This is a genomic window from Serratia sp. BNK-23 (assembly GCF_047456145.1).
In the GTDB taxonomy this organism is placed as follows: Bacteria; Pseudomonadota; Gammaproteobacteria; order Enterobacterales; family Enterobacteriaceae; genus Serratia; species Serratia nematodiphila.
Map to the genome: position 1 here is coordinate 3,529,964 of NZ_CP179900.1, position 20,559 is coordinate 3,550,522.

The 20,559-nt window shown below is 60.9% G+C and carries 23 protein-coding genes; 14 read left to right on the top strand and 9 right to left on the bottom strand.

The genetic code is table 11. The features are described 5' to 3' along the window. Nucleotides 1-170 precede the first annotated feature (170 nt). Together bhsA and dapF are read left to right on the top strand one after the other, a co-directional pair. Nucleotides 171-428, top strand: a complete 258-nt coding sequence (gene bhsA, locus ACMGF9_RS16785; protein WP_004939517.1) for a multiple stress resistance protein BhsA — start codon at nt 171-173, stop codon at nt 426-428. Nucleotides 429-541: 113 nt separating this feature from the next. Continuing rightward, complete coding sequence (gene dapF, locus ACMGF9_RS16790) at nt 542-1,417, top strand: diaminopimelate epimerase (RefSeq protein WP_015377084.1); 876 nt, start codon at nt 542-544, stop codon at nt 1,415-1,417. Here dapF and ACMGF9_RS16795 read toward each other — a convergent pair. Further along, on the bottom strand, nt 1,392-2,690 hold the full coding sequence (locus ACMGF9_RS16795) for an SLC13 family permease (protein WP_015377083.1): 1,299 nt from the start codon (nt 2,688-2,690) through the stop codon (nt 1,392-1,394). The genes dapF and ACMGF9_RS16795 overlap by 26 nt on opposite strands. An 84-nt stretch (nt 2,691-2,774) precedes the next feature. Continuing rightward, a complete protein-coding gene (locus ACMGF9_RS16800; RefSeq protein ID WP_041922195.1) occupies nt 2,775-3,680 on the bottom strand; it encodes a helix-turn-helix domain-containing GNAT family N-acetyltransferase in 906 nt (301 codons plus the stop codon). A 500-nt stretch (nt 3,681-4,180) separates the two neighbouring features. On the opposite strand from ACMGF9_RS16800, the gene amyA reads away from it, so the two are divergent. Beyond that, nucleotides 4,181-5,671, top strand: coding sequence for an alpha-amylase (amyA, locus tag ACMGF9_RS16805; RefSeq protein WP_118892322.1), 1,491 nt, complete (start codon nt 4,181-4,183; stop codon nt 5,669-5,671). Nucleotides 5,672-5,791: 120 nt separating this feature from the next. Then, nucleotides 5,792-6,640 (top strand): PA4780 family RIO1-like protein kinase, encoded by an 849-nt coding sequence (locus ACMGF9_RS16810; protein WP_118892323.1) that lies wholly within the window; start codon nt 5,792-5,794, stop codon nt 6,638-6,640. Between the two features lie 8 nt (nt 6,641-6,648). On the opposite strand, the gene ACMGF9_RS16815 is transcribed toward ACMGF9_RS16810, so the two are convergent. Beyond that, nucleotides 6,649-6,867: a hypothetical protein gene (locus tag ACMGF9_RS16815; protein ID WP_015377079.1), complete on the bottom strand. Its 219-nt coding sequence runs from the start codon at nt 6,865-6,867 to the stop codon at nt 6,649-6,651. A gap of 69 nt (nt 6,868-6,936) precedes the next feature. Between ACMGF9_RS16815 and ACMGF9_RS16820 the strand changes: the two genes are divergently transcribed. Next, on the top strand, nt 6,937-7,764 hold the full coding sequence (locus ACMGF9_RS16820) for an AraC family transcriptional regulator (RefSeq protein WP_261440709.1): 828 nt from the start codon (nt 6,937-6,939) through the stop codon (nt 7,762-7,764). Here ACMGF9_RS16820 and ACMGF9_RS16825 read toward each other — a convergent pair. The 3 genes from ACMGF9_RS16825 to lsrG all read right to left on the bottom strand — a co-directional run bounded on the left by ACMGF9_RS16825 (nt 7,740) and on the right by lsrG (nt 9,700). Beyond that, complete coding sequence (locus tag ACMGF9_RS16825; protein WP_015377077.1) at nt 7,740-8,330, bottom strand: LysE family translocator; 591 nt, start codon at nt 8,328-8,330, stop codon at nt 7,740-7,742. The genes ACMGF9_RS16820 and ACMGF9_RS16825 overlap by 25 nt on opposite strands. Before the next feature lie 83 nt (nt 8,331-8,413). Beyond that, nucleotides 8,414-9,319 (bottom strand): EamA family transporter, encoded by a 906-nt coding sequence (locus ACMGF9_RS16830; protein WP_021503964.1) that lies wholly within the window; start codon nt 9,317-9,319, stop codon nt 8,414-8,416. Between the two features lie 87 nt (nt 9,320-9,406). Then, a complete protein-coding gene (gene lsrG / locus ACMGF9_RS16835) occupies nt 9,407-9,700 on the bottom strand; it encodes a (4S)-4-hydroxy-5-phosphonooxypentane-2,3-dione isomerase (protein ID WP_004939559.1) in 294 nt (97 codons plus the stop codon). Between the two features lie 193 nt (nt 9,701-9,893). Here lsrG and lsrK point away from each other — a divergent pair, with 193 nt between their 5' ends. From lsrK to ACMGF9_RS16870, 7 genes are all read left to right on the top strand, one after another. After that, a complete protein-coding gene (lsrK, locus tag ACMGF9_RS16840) occupies nt 9,894-11,459 on the top strand; it encodes an autoinducer-2 kinase (protein ID WP_033645833.1) in 1,566 nt (521 codons plus the stop codon). A 220-nt stretch (nt 11,460-11,679) separates the two neighbouring features. Further along, nucleotides 11,680-12,864, top strand: coding sequence for an MFS transporter (locus tag ACMGF9_RS16845; protein ID WP_118892326.1), 1,185 nt, complete (start codon nt 11,680-11,682; stop codon nt 12,862-12,864). Between the two features lie 60 nt (nt 12,865-12,924). Beyond that, nucleotides 12,925-13,818 carry a LysR family transcriptional regulator gene (locus ACMGF9_RS16850; RefSeq protein WP_414160330.1) on the top strand — a complete coding sequence of 298 codons (894 nt, stop codon included), beginning with the start codon at nt 12,925-12,927 and terminating at the stop codon, nt 13,816-13,818. 54 nt (nt 13,819-13,872) lie between these two features. Next, a complete protein-coding gene (locus tag ACMGF9_RS16855) occupies nt 13,873-14,334 on the top strand; it encodes a GNAT family N-acetyltransferase (RefSeq protein ID WP_075685272.1) in 462 nt (153 codons plus the stop codon). A 54-nt stretch (nt 14,335-14,388) separates the two neighbouring features. Further along, nucleotides 14,389-14,730, top strand: coding sequence for an HNH nuclease YajD (yajD, locus tag ACMGF9_RS16860; protein WP_004939576.1), 342 nt, complete (start codon nt 14,389-14,391; stop codon nt 14,728-14,730). 271 nt (nt 14,731-15,001) lie between these two features. Next, nucleotides 15,002-15,637, top strand: coding sequence for an AAA family ATPase (locus tag ACMGF9_RS16865; RefSeq protein ID WP_015377071.1), 636 nt, complete (start codon nt 15,002-15,004; stop codon nt 15,635-15,637). Beyond that, complete coding sequence (locus tag ACMGF9_RS16870) at nt 15,634-15,936, top strand: hypothetical protein (protein WP_004939584.1); 303 nt, start codon at nt 15,634-15,636, stop codon at nt 15,934-15,936. The genes ACMGF9_RS16865 and ACMGF9_RS16870 overlap by 4 nt, the downstream gene beginning before the upstream one ends. A gap of 41 nt (nt 15,937-15,977) precedes the next feature. Here ACMGF9_RS16870 and ACMGF9_RS16875 read toward each other — a convergent pair whose 3' ends face one another. Beyond that, the gene (locus ACMGF9_RS16875; RefSeq protein ID WP_015377069.1) at nt 15,978-16,739 is read right to left on the bottom strand and encodes a CDP-diacylglycerol diphosphatase; all 762 of its coding nucleotides are present in this window, start codon (nt 16,737-16,739) and stop codon (nt 15,978-15,980) included. A gap of 237 nt (nt 16,740-16,976) precedes the next feature. Here ACMGF9_RS16875 and ACMGF9_RS16880 point away from each other — a divergent pair, with 237 nt between their 5' ends. Next, nucleotides 16,977-17,777: an alpha/beta fold hydrolase gene (locus ACMGF9_RS16880; RefSeq protein ID WP_080062472.1), complete on the top strand. Its 801-nt coding sequence runs from the start codon at nt 16,977-16,979 to the stop codon at nt 17,775-17,777. Nucleotides 17,778-17,850: 73 nt separating this feature from the next. Here the strand turns inward: ACMGF9_RS16880 and ACMGF9_RS16885 are convergent, their stop codons facing one another. Further along, nucleotides 17,851-18,243: a hypothetical protein gene (locus ACMGF9_RS16885; protein ID WP_004939596.1), complete on the bottom strand. Its 393-nt coding sequence runs from the start codon at nt 18,241-18,243 to the stop codon at nt 17,851-17,853. Nucleotides 18,244-18,597: 354 nt separating this feature from the next. Between ACMGF9_RS16885 and ACMGF9_RS16890 the strand changes: the two genes are divergently transcribed. Next, nucleotides 18,598-19,626, top strand: a complete 1,029-nt coding sequence (locus ACMGF9_RS16890; RefSeq protein WP_015377067.1) for a methyltransferase — start codon at nt 18,598-18,600, stop codon at nt 19,624-19,626. Here ACMGF9_RS16890 and ACMGF9_RS16895 read toward each other — a convergent pair. Further along, nucleotides 19,623-20,546 carry a haloacid dehalogenase-like hydrolase gene (locus tag ACMGF9_RS16895; protein ID WP_118892327.1) on the bottom strand — a complete coding sequence of 308 codons (924 nt, stop codon included), beginning with the start codon at nt 20,544-20,546 and terminating at the stop codon, nt 19,623-19,625. The genes ACMGF9_RS16890 and ACMGF9_RS16895 overlap by 4 nt on opposite strands. Between the last annotated feature and the right edge of the window lie 13 nt (nt 20,547-20,559).

Genomic DNA, 20,559 nt, shown 5'->3' on the forward strand with positions numbered 1-20,559 from the left:
CGATAAGTTGTGCTCCCGACGCCAGGGCGTCAAAAAAAATTAATTAACGAGCATTAAAAAAATACTTGCAATCCGTCAAACCGGCATCTAACATTAAATTATCGATCGTTAATTAATTTAACGACCTTACAAAACAAACATCGTAAAGAACAAAGATAGGAAATAAGACCATGAAAAACCTGAAAATGACCATCGCCGCCATCGCACTGGCTTCCGTCTCCTTCGGCAGCTTCGCCGCCGAACTGGTTAACGCACAACCCGCCGACCTGCAAAAAGCCGGCGTCGTCACCGTCAGCGGCGCGTCCGACCTGAGCAGCCTGGAAAACAAACTGGCGGCCAAAGCCGATGCGGCGGGCGCAAAATCCTTCCAGATCATCGCCACCACCGGTGACAATAAACTGCACGGCACCGCGATCATCTACAATTAATGGCCGGATCGGCAATCGTGCAAAAGGGCGGCTCAGGCCGCCTTTTGCTTGCTTTAACGCCAACGTTCTGTTGTAAGCTGTAGCGACCTTTTTCCGCTGAGCCGAGCAACGCCATGACTCCCCTGCTGTTCCACAAATATCACGGTCTGGGCAACGACTACCTGGTATGCCACCGTTCGGTCGCCGATCGGCTGAGCCATGAACAGATCCGCCTGCTGTGCCACCCGCATTACGGCATCGGTTCCGACGGCCTGCTGATCGACAGCGGCGACGCCGTCAATCCCACCTTGCGCATCATCAACCCGGACGGTTCCGAAGCGGAGAAGAGCGGCAACGGCCTGCGTATCTACGCGCGCTATCTGTTTGACAGCGGCCGCGTGGGCCATCAACCGTTTTTGGTGCACACCGCCGGCGGCGACGTGCGCTGCCAGGTGGCGCAAGACGCGCATCAGATAACGGTGGAAATGGGGCGCGCCAATTTCAGCCCGGCGGCGCTGCCGGCGTTGATCGATCTGCCGGAGGCGCTGAACTATCCGCTGCCCCTGAGGGAGGAGACGTTAAGCGTTTCGCTGGTGTCGATGGGCAACCCGCACTGCGTGGTGCCGGTGGAAAAACTGGATCTGGCGCAGGTGCATCGGCTCGGACCGCAGATTGAACGCCATCCGCTGTTCCCGAAACGCACCAATGTACAACTGGTGGAAGTGGTCGATCGCCAGACGCTGCGCATCGGCATCTGGGAGCGCGGCGCCGGTTTTACCCTCGCCTCCGGCAGCAGCAGCTGCGCCGCCGCCAGCGTGATGCGCAAGTTGGGACGAGTCGGCGATCGGGTTAGCGTGCGGATGCCGGGCGGCGAGCTGCAGATCGCCTTCAGCGGCGATTTTCAGGTCAGCATGCGCGGACCGGTGCATAAAATCGCCACTCTGACGCTGGACGAAGATTGTTTTGCCGGCGGCGCAGGGCTGTTTACGGGATCCACCCCAGCAGTCTGAACCACAGATAATCCAACGGCACCAGCAGCGCAAAGCTGAGCGCGGCCAACAGCAGGCACAGCTTCAGCCCCTCGCGCGCCGGCACTTTGCCCATCCCCATCGCCACCACGATCGGCGAAGCCTGATACGGCAGCAGCGGCGTGGCGTAACCGATTACCTGGGTCATCAGCACCGTCAGCAGCGGCAAGCCGCTGCCTGCGGACAACGCCTGCGCCAGCGGAGTAAACAGCGCCGGCACGCCGTTGGCGGTCACCACGAAATTCAGCAACGAGGTGATCCCCACCAGCGAACCGAACGCAGCGAACGGTTTGCCATGCAGATCCGGCATCATCGCCAGCAGCGCACCGCCCAACCGATCGCCGAGCCCCGAGTGGCTGACCAATGCGGTCAGCCCCAGGATCCCCGCCACGTAGATACAGGTGCGCACGTTAACCCCGGCGGCGAACTGCTCGCCGTTGAGAAACCCGATACGCGGCAACAGGCAGAAACACGCTGCCGCCAACCCCACCCAGGCGGGAGCGATGCCGTGCCAGCTGTCGGTCATCCACAACAGCACCGTGGCGCCCAACAGCGCGATCAGCCGCCATTCGGCGGCGCTGAGCGGGGTTTGCGCCGCCTCGGCCGCCACCGGCTGCGGCCGCGCACGGAACAGGCCGCAGATGCACAGCGTCAGCAGCGCGCCTTTGGCGATCCCGAGCACCGGGGCGTGCAACAGCAGGTAAGAAAGATAAGCGAAGTGGCTGCCATAGGCGCTTTCCGCCGCGCCGCTCATCACCAGATTGGGCACGTTGGCCGGCAGGATGCTGGCGGAGAGCTGGAAGGTGCCGAACCCCACCGCCAGCGCCAAACCGATGCGGCCGCGCGAGCCTTCCGCCAGACCGGCGCGATTGGCCAACGCCATAACGATCGGCATCAGCAGCGTAATCCGCCCCATATTGGATGGCATGACAAACGCCAGCGCGTAGCTTATCGCCACCACGCCGCCCACCAGCCGGGGCCAGGAACCGGCCAGATGCGGCAAGAGTCGGTTGGCCAGGCGATCCGCCAAACCGGTGCTGCGGATGGCGGAGCCCAGCACAAAACCGCTGAGCACCAGCCAGAATGCGGAAGACGCGAAACCGGAAAAGGTCACCGCGGCGGGCGCCAGCTGCAAGACCATCACCGCCGCAAAGAACAGCAGCGCGACCACATACTCCGGCAAGCGGGCGCTGGCCCATAGCGCGATGACCACCAGCGTGACCAGCGCGGGCAGCGCCATCGGATCCCCCAGCATAGTTTCCTCCCTGATAAAACGTTGTGATTGTTATCAAACGGTTAACAGGGTGACACAAGGCGCGGGCGCTAACCTTGAAACCGCTCACATATCGTCGCTCTGGAGATTTTTCAGCATGCATACGTTGCAGCCGTGGTGGCCGGTATTGCCGCGCCGTTCCGTCAACAGCGTGAACCCCAGCGCATAGTACAACCCGATTGCCTCTTTCAACTGTTCGGTGGTTTCCAGGTAGCAGTAGCGATACCCCGCCGCCCGCGCCGCCTTCAGCGCCTGCACCACCATATGGCGCGCCATGCCCAGCCCGCGCGCGCCGGGTTTGAAAAACAGTTTTTGCAGCTCGCAATAGCCGGGCTCTTCGCCGGCCAGCGGCGCCATGCCGACGCCCCCCACCACCTGTCCGTCCCGCTCCAGCACCCAGTAGTGGCCGCCGTTGTCGCGATACAGACCGGTCAGCCGATCGAGATCCGGATCGTGCAGACTGACCCCTTCCATTTTGTCCATGCCGTACTCGCGAAACACGTCGCGAATGATCGCCGCCATCGCCGCATCGTCGCGCTCGGCGATCGGCCGCACCCGCAGATTGGCGTCGCGCTGTTTGCGCGCGCTGCGCAGCGCCGCGGTCATCTTTTTCATCGCCGCAGTGGTGCTCGCCAGCTCATCGTCGTCCAACTGCGCCAGCGCCGCCTGCATAAAACCGTCGGCGTCGCTCTCGATGCCGGCCAGCGTCTTGCCGCCCTGTTTACTCAGCCGATGCAGGTTGTGCCGCTTGTCATCAGGATGATCCACCGTTTCTATCACGCCGGCGGCCACCAGGCTGCGCAGCGCCCGGCTGGCGCTGGCCTTGTCGATGCAAAGCCGGGCCGCCAGCTCGGTGACGCCCAGCGGCTGCTCGCTGACTTCGATCATCAGATGGATCTGCAGCGGCGAAAAGCGCGAGCCGTTGCTCTGCTTGTTCAACATGCCGAATTCTCTGACCAAATTGCGCGCCAATGCTCTGAAATCCCTGATGTTCACGGCGTTATGCTCCCCTGTTCTCCCACCTTCAGGCTACGTTGGATGGGTTATTGGTTGATAGTGTTATCTAATTTTGAACATAACGATAACGCATAAACAATTGCGAATGAATAACCAACCCGGCACCTGAATATGTCAAAATATTTCATATAACAGCATTTAAATCCAATTTAAAACAAATTAATAAAATTAAAAATCATACTAAGATTTAAAGTTGAAATAAAAATCCAATAAAAGTGAGCATAAAAACGGCAAAAGTGGGTAAAACAAAAAATAAAATAAATATCCATTTGAAATTTAAAAGATAAAATTTAAAACGTAAAAACTTGATAGCAACAACTCAAGCGCTACCTCGTCAACGTCGGTTACATATTTACGCCTGCCTTCGCGCGCTTCCCTGCACCATTGTCCCTTTTGCCAAAAGTAGCCCATGCTTTAACTGCTTCTCTCCTTCTGGCTAACCGGGACGCTGGCTCATGACGAAAAAAACCACCCTGCTGCAATTCTTCCACTGGTACTACCCCGACGGCGGCAAACTGTGGCAGGAGGCCGCCGAGCGCGCCCCGCACCTGGCCAAACTGGGCATCACCGATCTGTGGCTGCCGCCCGCCTGCAAGGGCGCTTCCGGCGGCTACTCCGTCGGCTACGATACTTACGATCTGTTCGATCTGGGCGAGTTTGACCAGAAAGGCAGCGTGGCGACCAAATACGGCGACAAGGCGGCGCTGGAACATGCCGCCAATACGCTGCGTGAACACGGCGTGGGCGTGCTTTACGATGTGGTGTTCAACCACAAGCTCGGCGCGGACGAGAAAGAACGGGTGCACGTGTTCAAGGTGGACGCCAACAACCGCAACGACATTGACGATCAGGGCTTCGACGCGCTGGCCTACACCCGCTTCACCTTCCCCGGCCGCCAGGGCGTGCATTCCGAATTTATCTGGGATTACAAATGCTTCAGCGGCGTCGACTATGTTGAGCAGCCGGACGACAAAGGAGTGTTCAAAATCGCCAACGATTATGGCGACGACGGCTGGAACGATCAGGTCGACGACGAGAAAGGCAACTACGACTATCTGATGGGCGCCGACGTGGAGTTCCGCAATACCGCCGTGACGGAGGAGCTCAAATACTGGGCGCGCTGGCTGTTGGAAACCTTGCCGTGCGACGGCTTCCGCCTCGACGCTGCCAAACACATTCCCGCCTGGTTCTTCAAAGAGTGGGCGGATCACGTGCGCGGCAGCGCGCAACGCGACCTGTTTATCGTTGCCGAATACTGGTCGCACGATCTCAGCGCGCTGCAACAATACATCGAGTTGGTGGACGGCAAGGTGATGCTGTTCGACGTGGCGCTGCACCTGAAGTTTCATCAGGCGTCGAAGCAAGGCGACGGCTTCGACATGGCGCAGATCTTCACCGATACCCTGACCGCCGCCGATCCGGCCCACGCGGTGACGCTGGTCGCCAACCACGATACCCAGCCGCTGCAATCGCTGGAAGCGCCGGTGGAACCCTGGTTCAAACCGCTGGCCTACGCGCTGATCCTGCTGCGCGAACAGGGCGTGCCCTGCGTGTTTTACCCCGACCTGTATGGCGCCAGCTACCGCGACAAGGGGCGCGACGGCGGTGAATACCAGATCGACATGCCGGCGATCCCGGAGCTGGAGAAGCTGATCGCCGCGCGCCAGCGCTTCGCCAACGGCCCGCAAACCGACTACTTCGACGACAGCCACTGCGTGGCCTTCAGCCGCGCCGGCACTGCCGAGGCTCCCGGCTGCGTGGTGGTGCTGACCAACGGCGGCGAGAGCGGCAAGACGGTTACGCTCGGCGCCGATCTCGCGCACACCGCCTGGCGCGATTTCCTCGGCAACCGCCCGGAGGAAATCACCGCCGACGACCAGGGCAGCGCCCATTTCCCGGTTAACGCCGGCAGCGTCAGCGTCTGGGTGCCGGCCGCCAGCCTCTGATCGCCCGCCGCCGCGTAATGATGACGCGGCGGCAAAACTAATGTTTGCCTTTCGGGTCTAACTTACGCTATCAACTGCGCAAGCCATTCACACCGGAGCCTAAATAAGGTACAAGGCTGCATGAAAATTCCAAAACGACTCCAGCCGCTGGTGGATGACGGGTTAATCGACGACGTCATCCGCCGGTTGAAAAGCGGCAAAGAAGCCGACGTGTTTATCGTGCGCTGCGGCGATGAGATCCGCTGCGCCAAAGTGTACAAAGAGGCCGAGAAGCGCAACTTCAAGCAGGCCGTCCACTATCAGGAAGGGCGCAAGGTGCGCAACAGCCGCGACGCGCGCGCTATGAGCAAAGGCTCCAAATTCGGCCGCCAGCAGCAGGAAGAAGCCTGGCAAAACACCGAAGTGGACGCGCTGTATCTGCTGGCCAAGGCCGGGGTGCGGGTGCCGCAGCCGGATATCTGCCTGGACGGCGTGCTGCTGATGGAGCTGATCACCGACGAAGAAGGCCTGGTGGCGCCGCGCCTGAGCGATGTCATCCTGACGCCGGAACAGGCGCGCGCCGATCACGCCCTGATGATGAACTACGCGGTGCGCATGCTGTGCGCCGGGCTGGTGCACGGCGACCTGTCGGAATTCAACGTGCTGATGGATAAAGACGGACCGGTGATCATCGATCTGCCGCAGGTGGTGGACGCCGCCGCCAACAACCACGCCAAAAGCATGTTCGAGCGCGATATCGGCAATCTGGCCGAATATTACGGCCAGTTCGCGCCGGAACTGCGCGACAGCCAATACGCCAAAGAGATTTGGGCGCTGTATCAGGAAGGCAACCTGACGCCGGACAGCGCCCTCAGCGGCCAGTTCAACGAAATCCAGAAGCGCGCCGACGTCGGCTCGGTGCTGGAAGAAATCCAGGCCGCCAGCGAGGAACACCAACGCCGCCTCATGGCGCGCAATACGGAAGAGTAACGGCCGCGCTATTCGACGCGAAACACCTCCGGCCGCTGCGGCGTCGCGGCCTCGTGATAAATATCCCCCAGATAGCCGGCGATCTCCTCTTCGCGCAGATCCGCCGGCAGCACGATATCGTAGCTGGGAGCATATTTGCGCTCCGGCAGCGTCACGCGGAACAGCCGCCATTCGTCCCCGATGCGCTTCACGCCCAGCAGACGGCCGAACACGTTAAAAATCATCATCCGCCATTCCCCCACTCGTCGCTTTCAGGCTATAACACTGTGATGCCGCCGCAGTGAAAAGGAAAGCGTATGAGTGAAAAAACGCCGCAGTTCTGGCGCGATCCGCAGTTGCCGTTCGTCGAAGCCCGCGCCATCGCGGATGGCCGCCAGGTGTGCTACAGCCTGCACAGCCACGAATTCTTTTCCATCGGCGCCATCACCGGCGGCGTCAGCACCTATGTCAACGGCGAACGGCGCATGCAGGTCAGCGCCGGCGATCTGGTTGTCATCAACCCGCAGCAGGCGCACGCCTGCAACCCCATCGCCGATCGCCGTTGGTCGTACGTCATGTTCTATCTCGATCTCGCCTGGCTCGGCGCGCTGCAGCAGGAGCTGCTCGGCGGCGAGGGCGACCGTTTTGTTCCGTTCAGCCAGCCGCTCAGCAGCGATCCGGCGCTGTTCCACGGGCTGAACCGGCTTTATGCGCTGCTGACGGATCCGCTATGCAGCGCGCTGGAAAAACAGATCGCCATGGTGGAGTATTTCAGCGCCCTGCAGCTCGGGCTGGGCGATGTCCGCCAGCCGGAGACGCCGCCGCATACCCGGCTGGAAGCGGCGGCGGCGTTTATCGACGCGCACTGCACCCGGCCGCTGACGCTGGACGACATTTGCCGCGCCGCCGCGCTGTCCCCTTCTTACCTGATCCGCGCCTTCCGCCAGCGTTACGGCATGACGCCGCACGCCTATCTGGTCAACCGCCGCGTACAGCACGGCCATCGGCTATTGAAAAGCGGCCTGCCGATCGCTGCGGCCGCCAGCGAAAGCGGCTTTGCCGATCAGGCGCACTTTCAGCGCACCTTCAAACAGCTGTTGGCCGCCACGCCCGGCCAGTATCAAAAACCCTCCGCCAACAGATAGCAAGCGCTGGCCGCCAGCAACGCCGCCATCGCGCGATTAAAGCGCTGTACGTTGCGCGCCTGCCTCAGCAGGCCGCGCAGCATCGCGCCGACATAGGCCCAGCAGGCTACCGAGGCATAGCAAATCACGAAGTAGAGCCCGGCGAACTGCCACAGCAGCCGAATGTCACCGTCGCCGACAAAGGCGCCGAGGCTGGCCACCGACGCCAGCCATGCCTTGGGATTCAACCATTGCATCAGCGCGCCGTACCAACAGGAAGGCGCCTGCGCCGCGCCGTTGCCCAGTCTGCCGTCGTCAAACGCCAACCGATAGGCCATAAACAGCAGAAAGGCCACGCCGGCCCACTGGATCAAGCGGGTCAGCCCCGGCCACAGGATCAGCAGTTGGTGCATGCCCAATCCCAGCAGCACCAGCAACAGGGTAAACCCCAGCGTGGCGCCGAACACATGGCGCTGGGTTGCGCCAAAGCCGAATTGCGCCCCGGCGCTCAATGCGACGATGTTGACCGGGCCGGGAGTGATGGAGGCCGCCAGCGCAAACGCGGCCATGGAAAGGTAGATATTCATGATGGACACCTGAGAAAATATTCACAGGCGCCAGAATGCCGACCGCCGCCGACAGCGTATTGAACAGAATTACCCTATTCGGTTTAGCGCACGGCGACGGCCCGGCGGCGCGGCAGCCCGAAGGTGTTGACCGCCATGCCGGCCAGCACCAGCAATGCGCCGCCGAACTGCGCCGGCGACAACGCTTCGTCCAGCAACAGCCAGGCGGCGAACAGCCCGACCAGCGGCACCAGCAGCGTCAGCGGCGCAACGCGCCAGGTTTCATAGCGCCCCAGCAGGCTGCCCCACACCGAATAACCGAACAGCGTGGCGGCGAACGCCAGATAGGCCACCGCCAGCCAGGTGCCAACCTGCACATGGCTCAGGCTGCTCAGCACCACCTCAGGGCCGTCGAACAGCCAGCTGCAGGCCAGGAACGGCACGACCGGGATCGGCGCGCTCCACACCACCAGCGATAAGATATTACGCTGCGGGAAACCGGCCAGGATCTTCTTGTTGGTCAGGTTGCCCAGCGCCCAGGAAAACGCCGCCGCCAGCGTCAACAGCAGGCCCGCCAGAGGGACCGCGCCGCTGCCCGGCTTATGCAGGCTGGCCTGCGCCAGCACCAGCATGCCGCCGCTGGCGATAGCGATGCCGACGAAATGGTTGATCCGCAGCTTTTCGCCCATCAGCACAACGCCCAACAGCAGGGTGAAGAACACCTGCGCCTGCAACACCAGCGAGGCCAGCCCCGCCGGCATGCCCACCTTGATGGCGACGAACAGAAACGCGAACTGCGCGAAGCTCATGGTCATGCCGTACAGCAGCAGCCATTTCCACGGAATAGTCGGGCGCGGGATAAAGAAGATCGCCGGCAACGCCACCAGTAAAAAACGCATCCCGGCCAGCAGAAACGGCGGCATACCCTGTAAACCGAACTTGATCACGACGAAATTCACGCCCCAGATCACCACCACCAACAGCGCCAACAGCCGATCGCGCAATGTCATCCTCGCCCCGCTTATCCCATTGAAAATTCGCTTTGCCTTGCAGGTTACAACCAAACCGGGCGCATGGACACCGGCAAACGCCGGCGATTATTCAGGCATCAGGCCGATAAAGGTGGTCTTCTTGCGCGGGCCGGTCATCAGCGCTTCCAGCTTCTCCACGCACTGCAGGTAATGCGGGGTCTGCTTGTGCGCCGCCACCGCCTGCTCGTCGCGATAGGCTTCGTAGATGTAAAACCGCGTCGGGATCTGTTCATCCTGCAGCACATCGAAGCGCAGGTTGCCCGGCTCTTCGATCGCGCCCAGGTGATTGGCGCGGAAAACATCGATAAATTCGTCGATTTTGTCTTGTTTAACGTTGATCTCAACCAATGTGACGTGCATGGCAACTCCTTGTTTAAACGGCGCGCCGTAACATGGCGCTTTCCAACCATAGGTTTATTCCCGTCGATTGCCCTGCCGCAACGGCAATTTTGCCGCCTGGCTCACAAATCGCGTCGGCGACGCCCACTCCTCCCCCGGCGGGGTAAGGCGGCGGCATCTATAGTTAACATTCCTCCCCCTGAGAGCATAGGCTATGGATAACTACTTGATGGCGCTGGACGCAGGAACGGGCAGCATTCGCGCGGTGATCTTCGATCTGGCGGGTAACCAGATCGCGCACGGCCAGGCGGAGTGGCAACACCTCGCGGTGCCGGGCGTGCCCGGCTCGATGGAGTTTGACCTCAGCCGCAACTGGCAGTTGGCCTGCCAGTGCATCCGCCAGGCGATGCAACGTGCAGGATTGAGCGCTCAGGCGATCCGCGCGGTGGCCTGCTGCTCGATGCGTGAAGGCATCGTGCTGTACGACCGCAACGGCGTGCCGATCTGGGCCTGCGCCAACGTCGACGCACGCGCCAGCCACGAAGTCAGCGAGCTGAAAGAGCTGCACAACCACGGCTTCGAACGCGAGGTGTACCAGCACTCCGGCCAGACGCTGGCGCTGAGCGCCATGCCGCGTCTGCTGTGGCTGGCGCACCATCGGCCGGACATCTACCGCCAGGCGGCGACGCTGACCATGATCAGCGACTGGCTGGCCAACATGCTGAGCGGCGAACTGGCGGTCGATCCTTCCAACGCCGGCACTACCGGCATGCTGGATCTGACCAGCCGCGACTGGCGGCCGGCGTTGCTCGACATGGCCGGCCTGCGCGCCGATATTCTGTCGCCGGTGAAAGAGACCGGCAGCGTGCTGGGGCGCGTCACCGAACAGGCGGCGCAGGAGAGCGGGCTGCTGCGCGGCACCCCGGTGGTGATGGGCGGCGGCGACGTGCAGCTCGGCAGCCTGGGGCTCGGCATCGTGCGCGCCGGGCAGACGGCGGTGCTCGGCGGCACCTTCTGGCAGCAAATCGTCAACCTGCCGGAGCCGGCCATCGATCCGGAGATGAACATCCGCATCAACCCCCACGTCATTCCCGGCATGGCGCAGGCAGAATCCATCAGCTTCTTTACCGGCCTGACCATGCGCTGGTTCCGCGACGCCTTCTGTGCGGAAGAAAAACTGCTGGCGGAGCGGCTGGGGGTCGACGCCTACAGCCTGCTGGAAGAGATGGCGGCCAGAGTGCCGCCGGGCGCCTACGGCGTGATGCCGATTTTCTCCGACGCCATGCATTTCAAAACCTGGTATCACGCAGCGCCGTCGTTCATCAACATGTCGATCGACCCGGAGCGCTGCAACAAACAGACGCTGTTTCGCGCGCTGGAGGAGAATGCCGCCATCGTCTCCGCCTGCAATCTGGAACAAATCGCCGCCTTCTCCGGCGTGCAGGCCCGTTCGCTGGTGTTCGCCGGCGGCGGGGCCAAGGGCAAGCTGTGGAGCCAGATCCTCAGCGACGTCACCGGGCTGACGGTGCGGGTGCCGGTGGTGAAAGAGGCCACCGCGCTGGGCTGCGCGATCGCCGCCGGCGTCGGCGCCGGGCTGTACGCATCGCTGGCCGAAACCGGCGAGCGCCTGGTGCGCTGGGAGCGCGAGCATCAGCCGGACATGACCCACCACGCGCTGTATCAGGAACAGAAAGAAACCTGGCGGCGGGTCTACGCCGATCAGTTGACGCTGGTGGACAACGGCCTGACCACCTCGCTGTGGAAAGCGCCGGGGCTGTAAGCGCCTCGCGGCATTCGGTCATAACCTTATGCCGTTTTATTCCTTTCCCCTCGGCGCGGCGCAAGCCGCGCTTTAACTCACTGCCGCGATTGTTCCCCCTCAGAAACAGTGTAACCACCGAAGATGGATTTATCCGCCGCTCTCGCCTGCCGTAAATTGTGATTTCGGTCACGCTGCGCCCCGCGCGCGGCCTGCGCATTCACCTGAGACGAGCGGCATTATGCTGAATAATAAAGATAACCCTGCATCATCCCCGTGGCCGGCGATCTTCTCGCTGACGGTTGCCTGTTTTGTCATGGTCACCACCGAGTTTCTGCCGATCGGTCTGCTGACCAACATCGCCCCCTCGCTCGGCGTCAGTACCGGCAGCGCCGGGCTGATGGTCACCATGCCCGGCATCGTGGCGGCGGTGGCCGCCCCCGCATTGAGCCTGATGTCCGGCCGCCTGGATCGGCGTTTATTGATGCTGGGGCTATCGTTGCTGCTGGTGGTATCCAATCTGGTGGCGGCGCTGGCCGTCAACTTTCCGATGATGTTGCTCGGCCGCGTGCTGCTGGGCGTCTGCGTCGGCGGCTTCTGGTCGTTCGCCGCCAACTATGGCCGCCATCTGGTGCCGGAAGCCAGCCAGGGGCGAGCCACCGCGCTGATCCTCAGCGGCGTTTCGGTCGGCGCGGTGTGCGGCGTGCCGATTGGCGCACTGGTCGGCGATCTGTTCGGCTGGCGCGCCGCCTTCTTCGGCGGCGCGGCGCTGGCGGTCGGCGTACTGTTGGCGCAGCTGCGCTTACTGACGTCGGTGCCGCCGTCCCGGCCGGTCACGCCGCGCGATCTGGTGCTGCCGCTGCGCCTGCCGATGGCGCGCATCGGCCTGATCGCCATCGTGCTGCTGTTCATCGGCCACTTCGCCGCCTATACCTATCTGCGCCCCCTGCTGCAGCAGGTGTTCGTGCTCAGCCCGTCGGCCATCTCGCTGCAGCTGTTGGCCTATGGTGCCGTCGGCCTGCTGGGCACGTTCCTCGGCGAACGCCTGGGGGAATACAGCCTGCGCGCCACCTTTATCCTGATCGCCGCCATGTTGGCAGGCATCCTGATCGTCTCACCGCTGCTCAGCGGCCTCGGCGGCGCCACGCTGATGGTGATGGTCTGGGGGCTGGCCTTTGGCGCCGTGCCGGTGTGCGCCACCAACTGGATGTTCGCCGCGGTGCCGCAGGCGCCGGAGGCCGGCCAGGCGCTGCTGGTGTGCGTCGTCCAGATCGCGCTGGCCTCCGGCGCATTGCTGGGCGGCGAGGTGGTGGACTGGCAGGGCGTCAGCAGCGCCATGCTGTTCGGCGGCGCGCTGATCCTCTCCGCCACGCTGGTGTTCGGCCTCAGCTTGCGCTCCGGCGCGATTGGCGCTAAACAGTGTTAATCATTATCTATCTGCAGAAACATGCCCCGGTCACCGCCGGGGCATGGCGTTGAGAACCCTATGGACCATCATTTGCTCGCTATCCGGGTATTTAACCGCGTGGTGGAAACCGGCGGCTTTACCCGCGCCGCCGATTCGCTGGGCATGCCGAAAGCGACGGTCACCAAGCTGATCCAAAATCTGGAGGATCACCTGCAGACCAAGCTGTTTCAGCGCACCACTCGCAGCGTGTCGGTCACCCGCGAAGGCGAATGCTATTACCAAAATACGGTGAAATGGCTGGCGGATTTGGAGCAGATGGAGGGCTGCCTGACCGAGTCGCAAAGTTCTCCGCAGGGCGTGCTGCGCATCGACACCGGCAGCGGCACCGCTCGCCAACTGCTGTTGCCGGCGCTGCCCGGCTTTTTGGAACGCTACCCGCAAATCCAAATCGATCTCAGCATCGGCGATCGCGTTATCGATCTGATCAGCGACAGCACCGACTGCGTGATCCGCAGCGGCCCATTGGCCGACTCCAGCCTGATCGCCCGGCGTCTGTTCGATCTGGACTGGGTCAGCTGCGCCACCCCGGCCTATCTGGCGCACCACGGCACCCCGCGCCACCCGTGCGATCTGGAACAGGGCTTTCCGATGGTGCACTACCGCCATCCGGTCAACGACCGCATCCATCCGCAACGCTATGTCGAGCGCGGCAAAGAGATCGCCATCCAGCAGCGCTACCCGGTCAGCATCAATGAAGGCAACGCGCTGCTGGCGGCGAGCCTGGCCGGATTAGGCATCATCCAGATTTATCGGTTTATGGCGCAGCCACACCTCGAGCGCGGCGAGCTGATCAGCCTGCTGCACGACTGGCAGCCACCGCCGGAGCAGATGTACGTGGTCTACCCGTCCAATCGCCACCTCAGCGGCAAGCTGCGGGCGTTCATCGACTGGGCGGTGGAGACGTTTCATTAACCGATCGCCCCGGCTATAGTGGCTTCTCTTACGGACAATAAAAACGGGCAAACCATGCATATCGAACCGCTGCTTGCACATCGTCAGCGCATTGACGAACTGGCCGAATTACTGCATCAGGAATGGGGCGCCTTTGCGCAGTGGAGCAACCGCGACGCCATCAGCCGGCGGCTGGCTGAACGCTGTGCGCCCGAGAGCCAAGGCGTCGTGTTGCTGGCGCTGTCGCCGCAGCAACAGATCGTCGGCACCGCCAGTTTGACGCGGTATGAATTGACAGATAAACCGGAGCGCCAATACTGGCTGAGCGAAGTCTTTACCCACCCGCAGCACCGCGGCCAAGGCATCGCCCGCAACCTGATCGCGCGCTGCATCGAGCACGGCCGAACCCAGAGCATCAGCGAACTGTATCTGTATACGCCCGACCAGCAGACGCTGTATCAGAAACTCGGCTGGCGCCCTCTGGAGCAACGCCAGGTCGCCGGTGAAACCGTCACGGTGATGAGCCGCACGTTGTAGCCGCACGCACTGTGGTATTATTGGCCGCATATTGATTCCCGACGGACGACCACCATGGCCTATATCCCCAAAAACTATGCGAAGCTGGAAACCGGCTACCGCGAAAAAGCGCTGAAACTGTTCCCCTGGGTATGCGGGCGCTGCTCACGCGAATTCGTTTATTCCAACCTGCGCGAGCTGACGGTGCACCATATCGATCACGATCACAGCAACAACCCGGAAGACGGCAGCAACTGGGAAATGCTGTGCCTGTATTGCCACGACCACGAACACTCGAAATACACCGAGGCCGATCAATACGGTTCGACGGTGGTGGCCGGTGAAGATGCGCAAAAAGATATCGGCGTCGCCACCCACAACCCGTTCGCCAACCTGAAGGCGATGATGAAGAAATAATGTCGACAACAGCTTAATGAGTCACTAACTTATTAAGCTGTTAAATTAATAAAATCCTCCTCCGCATCGCCACTTCCCAGAGAATTCCTACTTACCCATCCGGGCCATCCAGCGCAAAATAAGCTGCACAGTTAACGACATACTGGCTTGGCAAGCCGCCGCAGTTGGTGCATATTGTTCGCGAGTTGTTCTTGTTAACCTGTTTGATTATCAACCTAATAAGCACATTAACTTAATAAGTTACCTGCTTAATAACTTGAGAGATGGCAGCATGATTGTTCTGATTGGCTCGCAAAAAGGCGGTGTCGGCAAGTCGACGAAAGCGGTGAATATCGCCGGGTATCTGATTCTTAAGCAAGGCAAGACGGCGATCATCGTCGATGCCGACGACCAGAAATCGATCATGACCTGGTACAACGACCGTCAGAACGTCGAGGGGCTGCCGCACATTCCGGTGGTGGCCGCGTCGGGCAAAATCAAGGAAACGCTGCTGGAGCTCGATCGCCATTACGACTACGTGATCGTCGACACCGCGGGCCGCGACAGCGCCGAACTGCGCTCCGGCCTGCTGGCCGCCGATCTGTTCCTCTCGCCGCTGCGCCCTTCGCAGATGGATCTCGACACCATCGGCTACCTGTCGGAGATGTTCTCCACCGCGCAGGAATACAACGAGAAGGTCAAAGGCTACATTGTGCTGAACATGTGCCCGACCAATATCTTCATTAATGAAGCCAACGAAGCGGCGCAGGTGCTGAGCGAATACCCGGAGTTCACCCTGGTGAGCCACCGCCTGTGCGACCGCAAAATTTACCGCGACGCCTGGGGCGAAGCCATCACCGTGCATGAGGCGAACAACGAAAAGGCGCAGGCCGAGATCGAATGCCTGGTGAAAGAGGTGATCCTGTGAAGAAGCGCACCCCCACCCACCGCATGTCGGAAGATGAATTCATCAACAGCGCCACCTCACACACGTTGCCGGTTGCGGCGCCCGCGCCGGAAGCCAAGCCGGCCGGCCGCAAGCGCACCTATAAGGCGATTTCCGTCAGCCTGACGGACAACCACATCGAAGCCATCGATGAGGTGATCGTGCAGGCGGCGCGCAACGGCATCGTGCGCATCACCCGCTCCGACATCATCAAGCTCGCCATCGACGGGCTGGCGGAGAAAAGCGAAACGCAGCTGCTGGCATTGCTGAAAAAACTCTGACCGCACGGCAGCCGCCGGCTGACCACGCCGGCGGGCCGTTATCATCTTGAGTTCCCCGCGACCTCGCACCGGTAGTCCTGAATTTCGCCGGCCGAGCCCAGGTTCAGATCGGTCAGCTTCAAACGGTTCGCCAACAGCAGCATCTCGCCCTGCGGGCTGACCGCCAGCGCCAGGCCGTAATTGCCAATGCTGTCGCCCTGCTCGACCACATAGTTCTGCAGTAAACGGAAAGGATCTTCCTGGGTTAAATCGGTGCCCGCCAATTTTCTGGCCAGATATTGGTGACCGAGCAATTTCACCGCCAGCGGCCGCCACTGTTGATCTAATTGTTCCGCCTGCTGCCCCAGCGCGTTATAGACATCCTGGCGCAAGCAGGCAACGTGAATATGCAGCTGATTCTGAGAGCGACCATATTTCGAATTGACCGCCAGAGAAATCCACGCATCTTTTAACGGTTTACCCAGCTCGCCGGATATATGTTCACGGTTATTCCAGGCCTGGGCGAAATAAGGCGGCGCGTGCTCTGTCTGCAATGCCGGGCTCTCGATACCGCTGACCTTTTCGGTCGGCATCACCAGATCGTGATAGGGGCCTTTGCTGTCCTTAAACAGCACATAACCCTCGGTTAAATCAACCTTTAAACAAGGCGCCGGATCGTTGTTCTGCTGCTGATTGGGCACGCACTGTTGGCTGACGATTTGCCACAGCGCATTCGGATTGCCGCGCCCGAAGAACCACCACAGCACCGCCGTCAGCAGCAAAATGACAAGCAAAATAATTAATAGTCTGAAAAGTCTTTTCATCGCGACGCCCTGTTTATCTATTCCATACCGAAAGGAGCGACAGCATAAACCAAGGCTCCGCTCACCACCAAAATATTAGCCTTAGCGTCACCTTTTATTGACGTCTTGTTAGCAATGCAAATTAAAAAACCCGCGTCCACCTGAGTAATTTAAAGTAAATTAATACCGTGGGTTGAATATGAGTGTGATATAAGCAGCCGAACTCTCTTTATATAAGGAACCGACAAGATGCCAACGATGGGCAAATCCCTGCATTATCTCGACGTGGGCTCAGGCTTTCCGTTGTTGCTGGGCCACAGCTATCTGTTCGATCTGAACATGTGGGCACCGCAGTTCGAGGCGTTGGCGAAACGCTACCGCCTGATCGTGCCCGATCTCTGGGGCCACGGCGACTCCCCGGCGCTGCCGCCTGGGCGAAACAGCCTGTCGGATATCGCCGCCGATCATCTGGCGCTGATGGATCATTTGGATATTGCAGAGTTCGGCATCGTCGGCCTGTCCGTCGGCGGCATGTGGGGCGCGGAACTGGCGGCGCTGGCGCCGGAACGGGTGAAAGTGCTGGCGCTGCTGGACAGCTACCTGGGCGACGAAACACCGGAGGCGCGGCAGCGCTATATGGGCATGCTGGCCGCCGTGGAACAGGCCGGCGCCATCACGTCACCGCTGCTGGAATATATCGCGGCGCAGTTCTATTCCGACGAAGTGCCCGCTGCGCTGTCGCAGCCTTTGCTGGCCCATCTGCAAAGCCTGCCCGCCGATCGGCTGCGCGACAGCATCGTGCCGCTGGGCCGGATGATCTTCGGCCGCCCCGACAAGCTGGCGCTGCTGGAAAACATCACCGCCGCCAGCATCGTCATCACCGGCGCGCAGGATAAACCGCGCCCGCCGACGGAAGGCCAGCGCATGGCGGATCTTCTCGGCTGTCGGCATGTGCTGATCCCCAACGCCGGCCATATCAGCAACAAAGAAAACCCGACGGCGGTCAACGAAACGCTGCTGGCGTTTTTGGCTGAAAACACCACCCCGCTGTTTTGGTGAGATTCTCCGGGCCGTCAGGCCCGGAGATTCCCTTCAGACGAAGCCTTAGGGAGGGGGAGGCTACATCCGGCGTTTATTGGCCGATAGACGTCAGACCCTGGCGGATCCCTTCGTCAGCCTGCTGGCACCATGTCTGCAGACCCTGTGGCGCTTCCTTTTCCAACGCAACCACTTTGCCGTCGTCGTTCAGCACATTGCCTTCACGGCCCATCGCTTCACGCTTGTCACCGTCGCGGGTGTCGACACCGCCGGGAATGGCGGCCACGTAGGCCACCATTTTCTTGGCGTTGTCGATACTGTCCGCTTTCAGAAAACCTTTATCGACGCAGTAAGACATCAGCCCGCTGGTATTACGCGTAATGTCATAGACGTTTTTCAATGCAGCAGGGTCCATCCCTTCGGCATTAGCGGTATTGAACAGGCCCAGAGTCGCGGCAATCATGCCGGTCAGAATGCTCTTTTTCATTGTTATCTCGTTTTAATAATGAATTATTTAGCTTTGAATTATTCACAAAAAATAATGTGAACGTCGGTACGGTATAACGGCGGCTCAGATTAACACAACCCTAACGCGTTAATAACTGTGATTAAGTTAACCTCCAGTAAAATAAAAATGCATGATGGGGTTATTACTCCGCCCGACGTCAGTTTTTACGTTCGACATTAACCGTACCCCATTCAATTTTAAAATAGTATCACCAGGGAATTATTTACAACGTAAGCGTTGGCCTGCGGTCAATCGCGCCCCCGCCCTTTGCTAAAACCACAGGCGTAACATAGCCTGTTAAGACGCGCCATGCCTTAGTGGGAGGGGATTCACATGAACCATTCCGTCCGGCCGCCGCCATGCGACGACAAAACCATTCTCGATATCACGATGAATTTATATCTCTATCCGGCGGCGCTTATTGCGCACCGCCTGGGCATCTTTGAATTTATTGCATTGCGCCCCCGCAACCTGACCGATATATGCGCTCAGGCCAATGTGGAAAGACGCCCGGCAGAGACGCTGGTCATGGCGCTAGTGGCATTGAAATTGATAGACAGAGACGGCGAAACATTCTCTCTGACGCCGGAAGCGGAAACCTTTTTGATAAAAAACAACCCGCATTATTTCGGCTATTTTTGGGATTTGATGATTGAAAACAGCGAGATTTTCACGCTGAAAAACCTGGAAAGCGCCATCAGAAAGAATGCCTCGCAGGTGTACGGCGAGCAGGAGCTGTTTGAAACCCATACGCTCGACGCCGACAGAATGCGGCTGTTTACCCACGCCATGCACAGCCTGAGCATGGGCTCGGCCAGCGTTTGGCCTACGCTGTTGCCCCTCGGTGCCTGCCGCACGGCGCTGGATATCGGCGGCGCCTCCGGCGCCCATGCCATCAGTCTGGCGACCCACTGGCCGGCGCTCACGTGCACCGTGTTCGATCTGCCGGAGGTGTGCCCGCTCGCCGCCGACTACGCGCACGATCACGGCCTCAGTCAGCGCATCGGCACCCACAGCGGCGATATGTGGCGCGATCCCTACCCGGCGGCGGATCTGCACCTGTACTCCAATATTTTCCACGACTGGCCGATGAACAAGAACCGCTTCCTGGCGCAAAAGAGCTATGCGGCCCTCCCGCCCGGGGGCAGGATCGTGATCCACGAAGTGCTGTACAACGATGACGGCGACGGGCCGCCTGCCGCCGCGGGGTACAGCCTGATGATGATGGGATGGACGCAGGGCCGCCAATACTCCGGCAAGGAAATCGGCGACCTGCTGCGCGACGTCGGCTTCGGGCCCGCTCAGGTGCTGCCGTCGCTCGGCTATTTCAGCATCGTCACGGCGCAAAAACCCCAGGCTTAGCGGTTCACCGAGCGCGCCATGCGGCTGTAGGTGTGGCGCACGCCGCGGATCGCCACGCTGTAGGCGAAGATGTTTTCCGGCAGCGCCAGCCCCAGATAGCCGGTATCGCCGATATGGTGCAGGTCCGCCCCGGCCATTTTGCTCATCAGCGCAATCTGCCGCACGGTCTGCACGTCGGCCCCCTCTTGCGAGGTGCCGATCGCCGTCATCGCCAGCGCCCCCTGCCGCTGGGCAAAGGCGATCAGCGCCGCCACTTTCTCCTGCGACATGCCGGGAATGGTGCCCGGCGCCGGCAACAGCACGATGTCCGCGCCGTTCTCCACGAACAGCGCGATGTCCTGCTCGCCGATCAGTTGGCTGCCGCTTTCGCGCACGATGCCGGCGCCGTGCATTTTGCCGGTCACCAGCACCATCTCGTCGCCCACTTCCTCGCGGATCGCTTTCAGCGCGGCGGCGATCGCCTGATTGCTGACGCCGTTGTTCGGGTTGCCGGTCAGCACCAGCATGCGCGCGCCGAGCTGATACAGCTTGCGCGCATTCTCGGCGGTGGCGGCGCGGCCCGCCGTCACCTGCCAGAAGTCGTTATGTTCGATGGCGAAGGCCGGATCGACGGCCTCCAGATTCACCCCGATCACTCGCCCGGTCAGCCGCTGCAGCGTGCGTAGCGCCTCCTGCGGCGGCACGTCGGCGGGCAGGCCCGCGATATGCGGATGATCGACGTCGAACAGGTTCAACAGCAGCAGATCGGCGCCCTGGCTGGCCGCCAGTTCGGCGTTGGTGACGTTATTGAGCAGCGGCTGAGTGACCGCAATGGTTTCGCTGACCAGAATGCGCCCTTCACTGGCGCGGATGGCATAGAGCAGATCGGCTTTGCCGATATCGGCCAGATCGCTGGCGCTGCAGTCCAGATACCGTTTCATGAGGCAAGCTCCG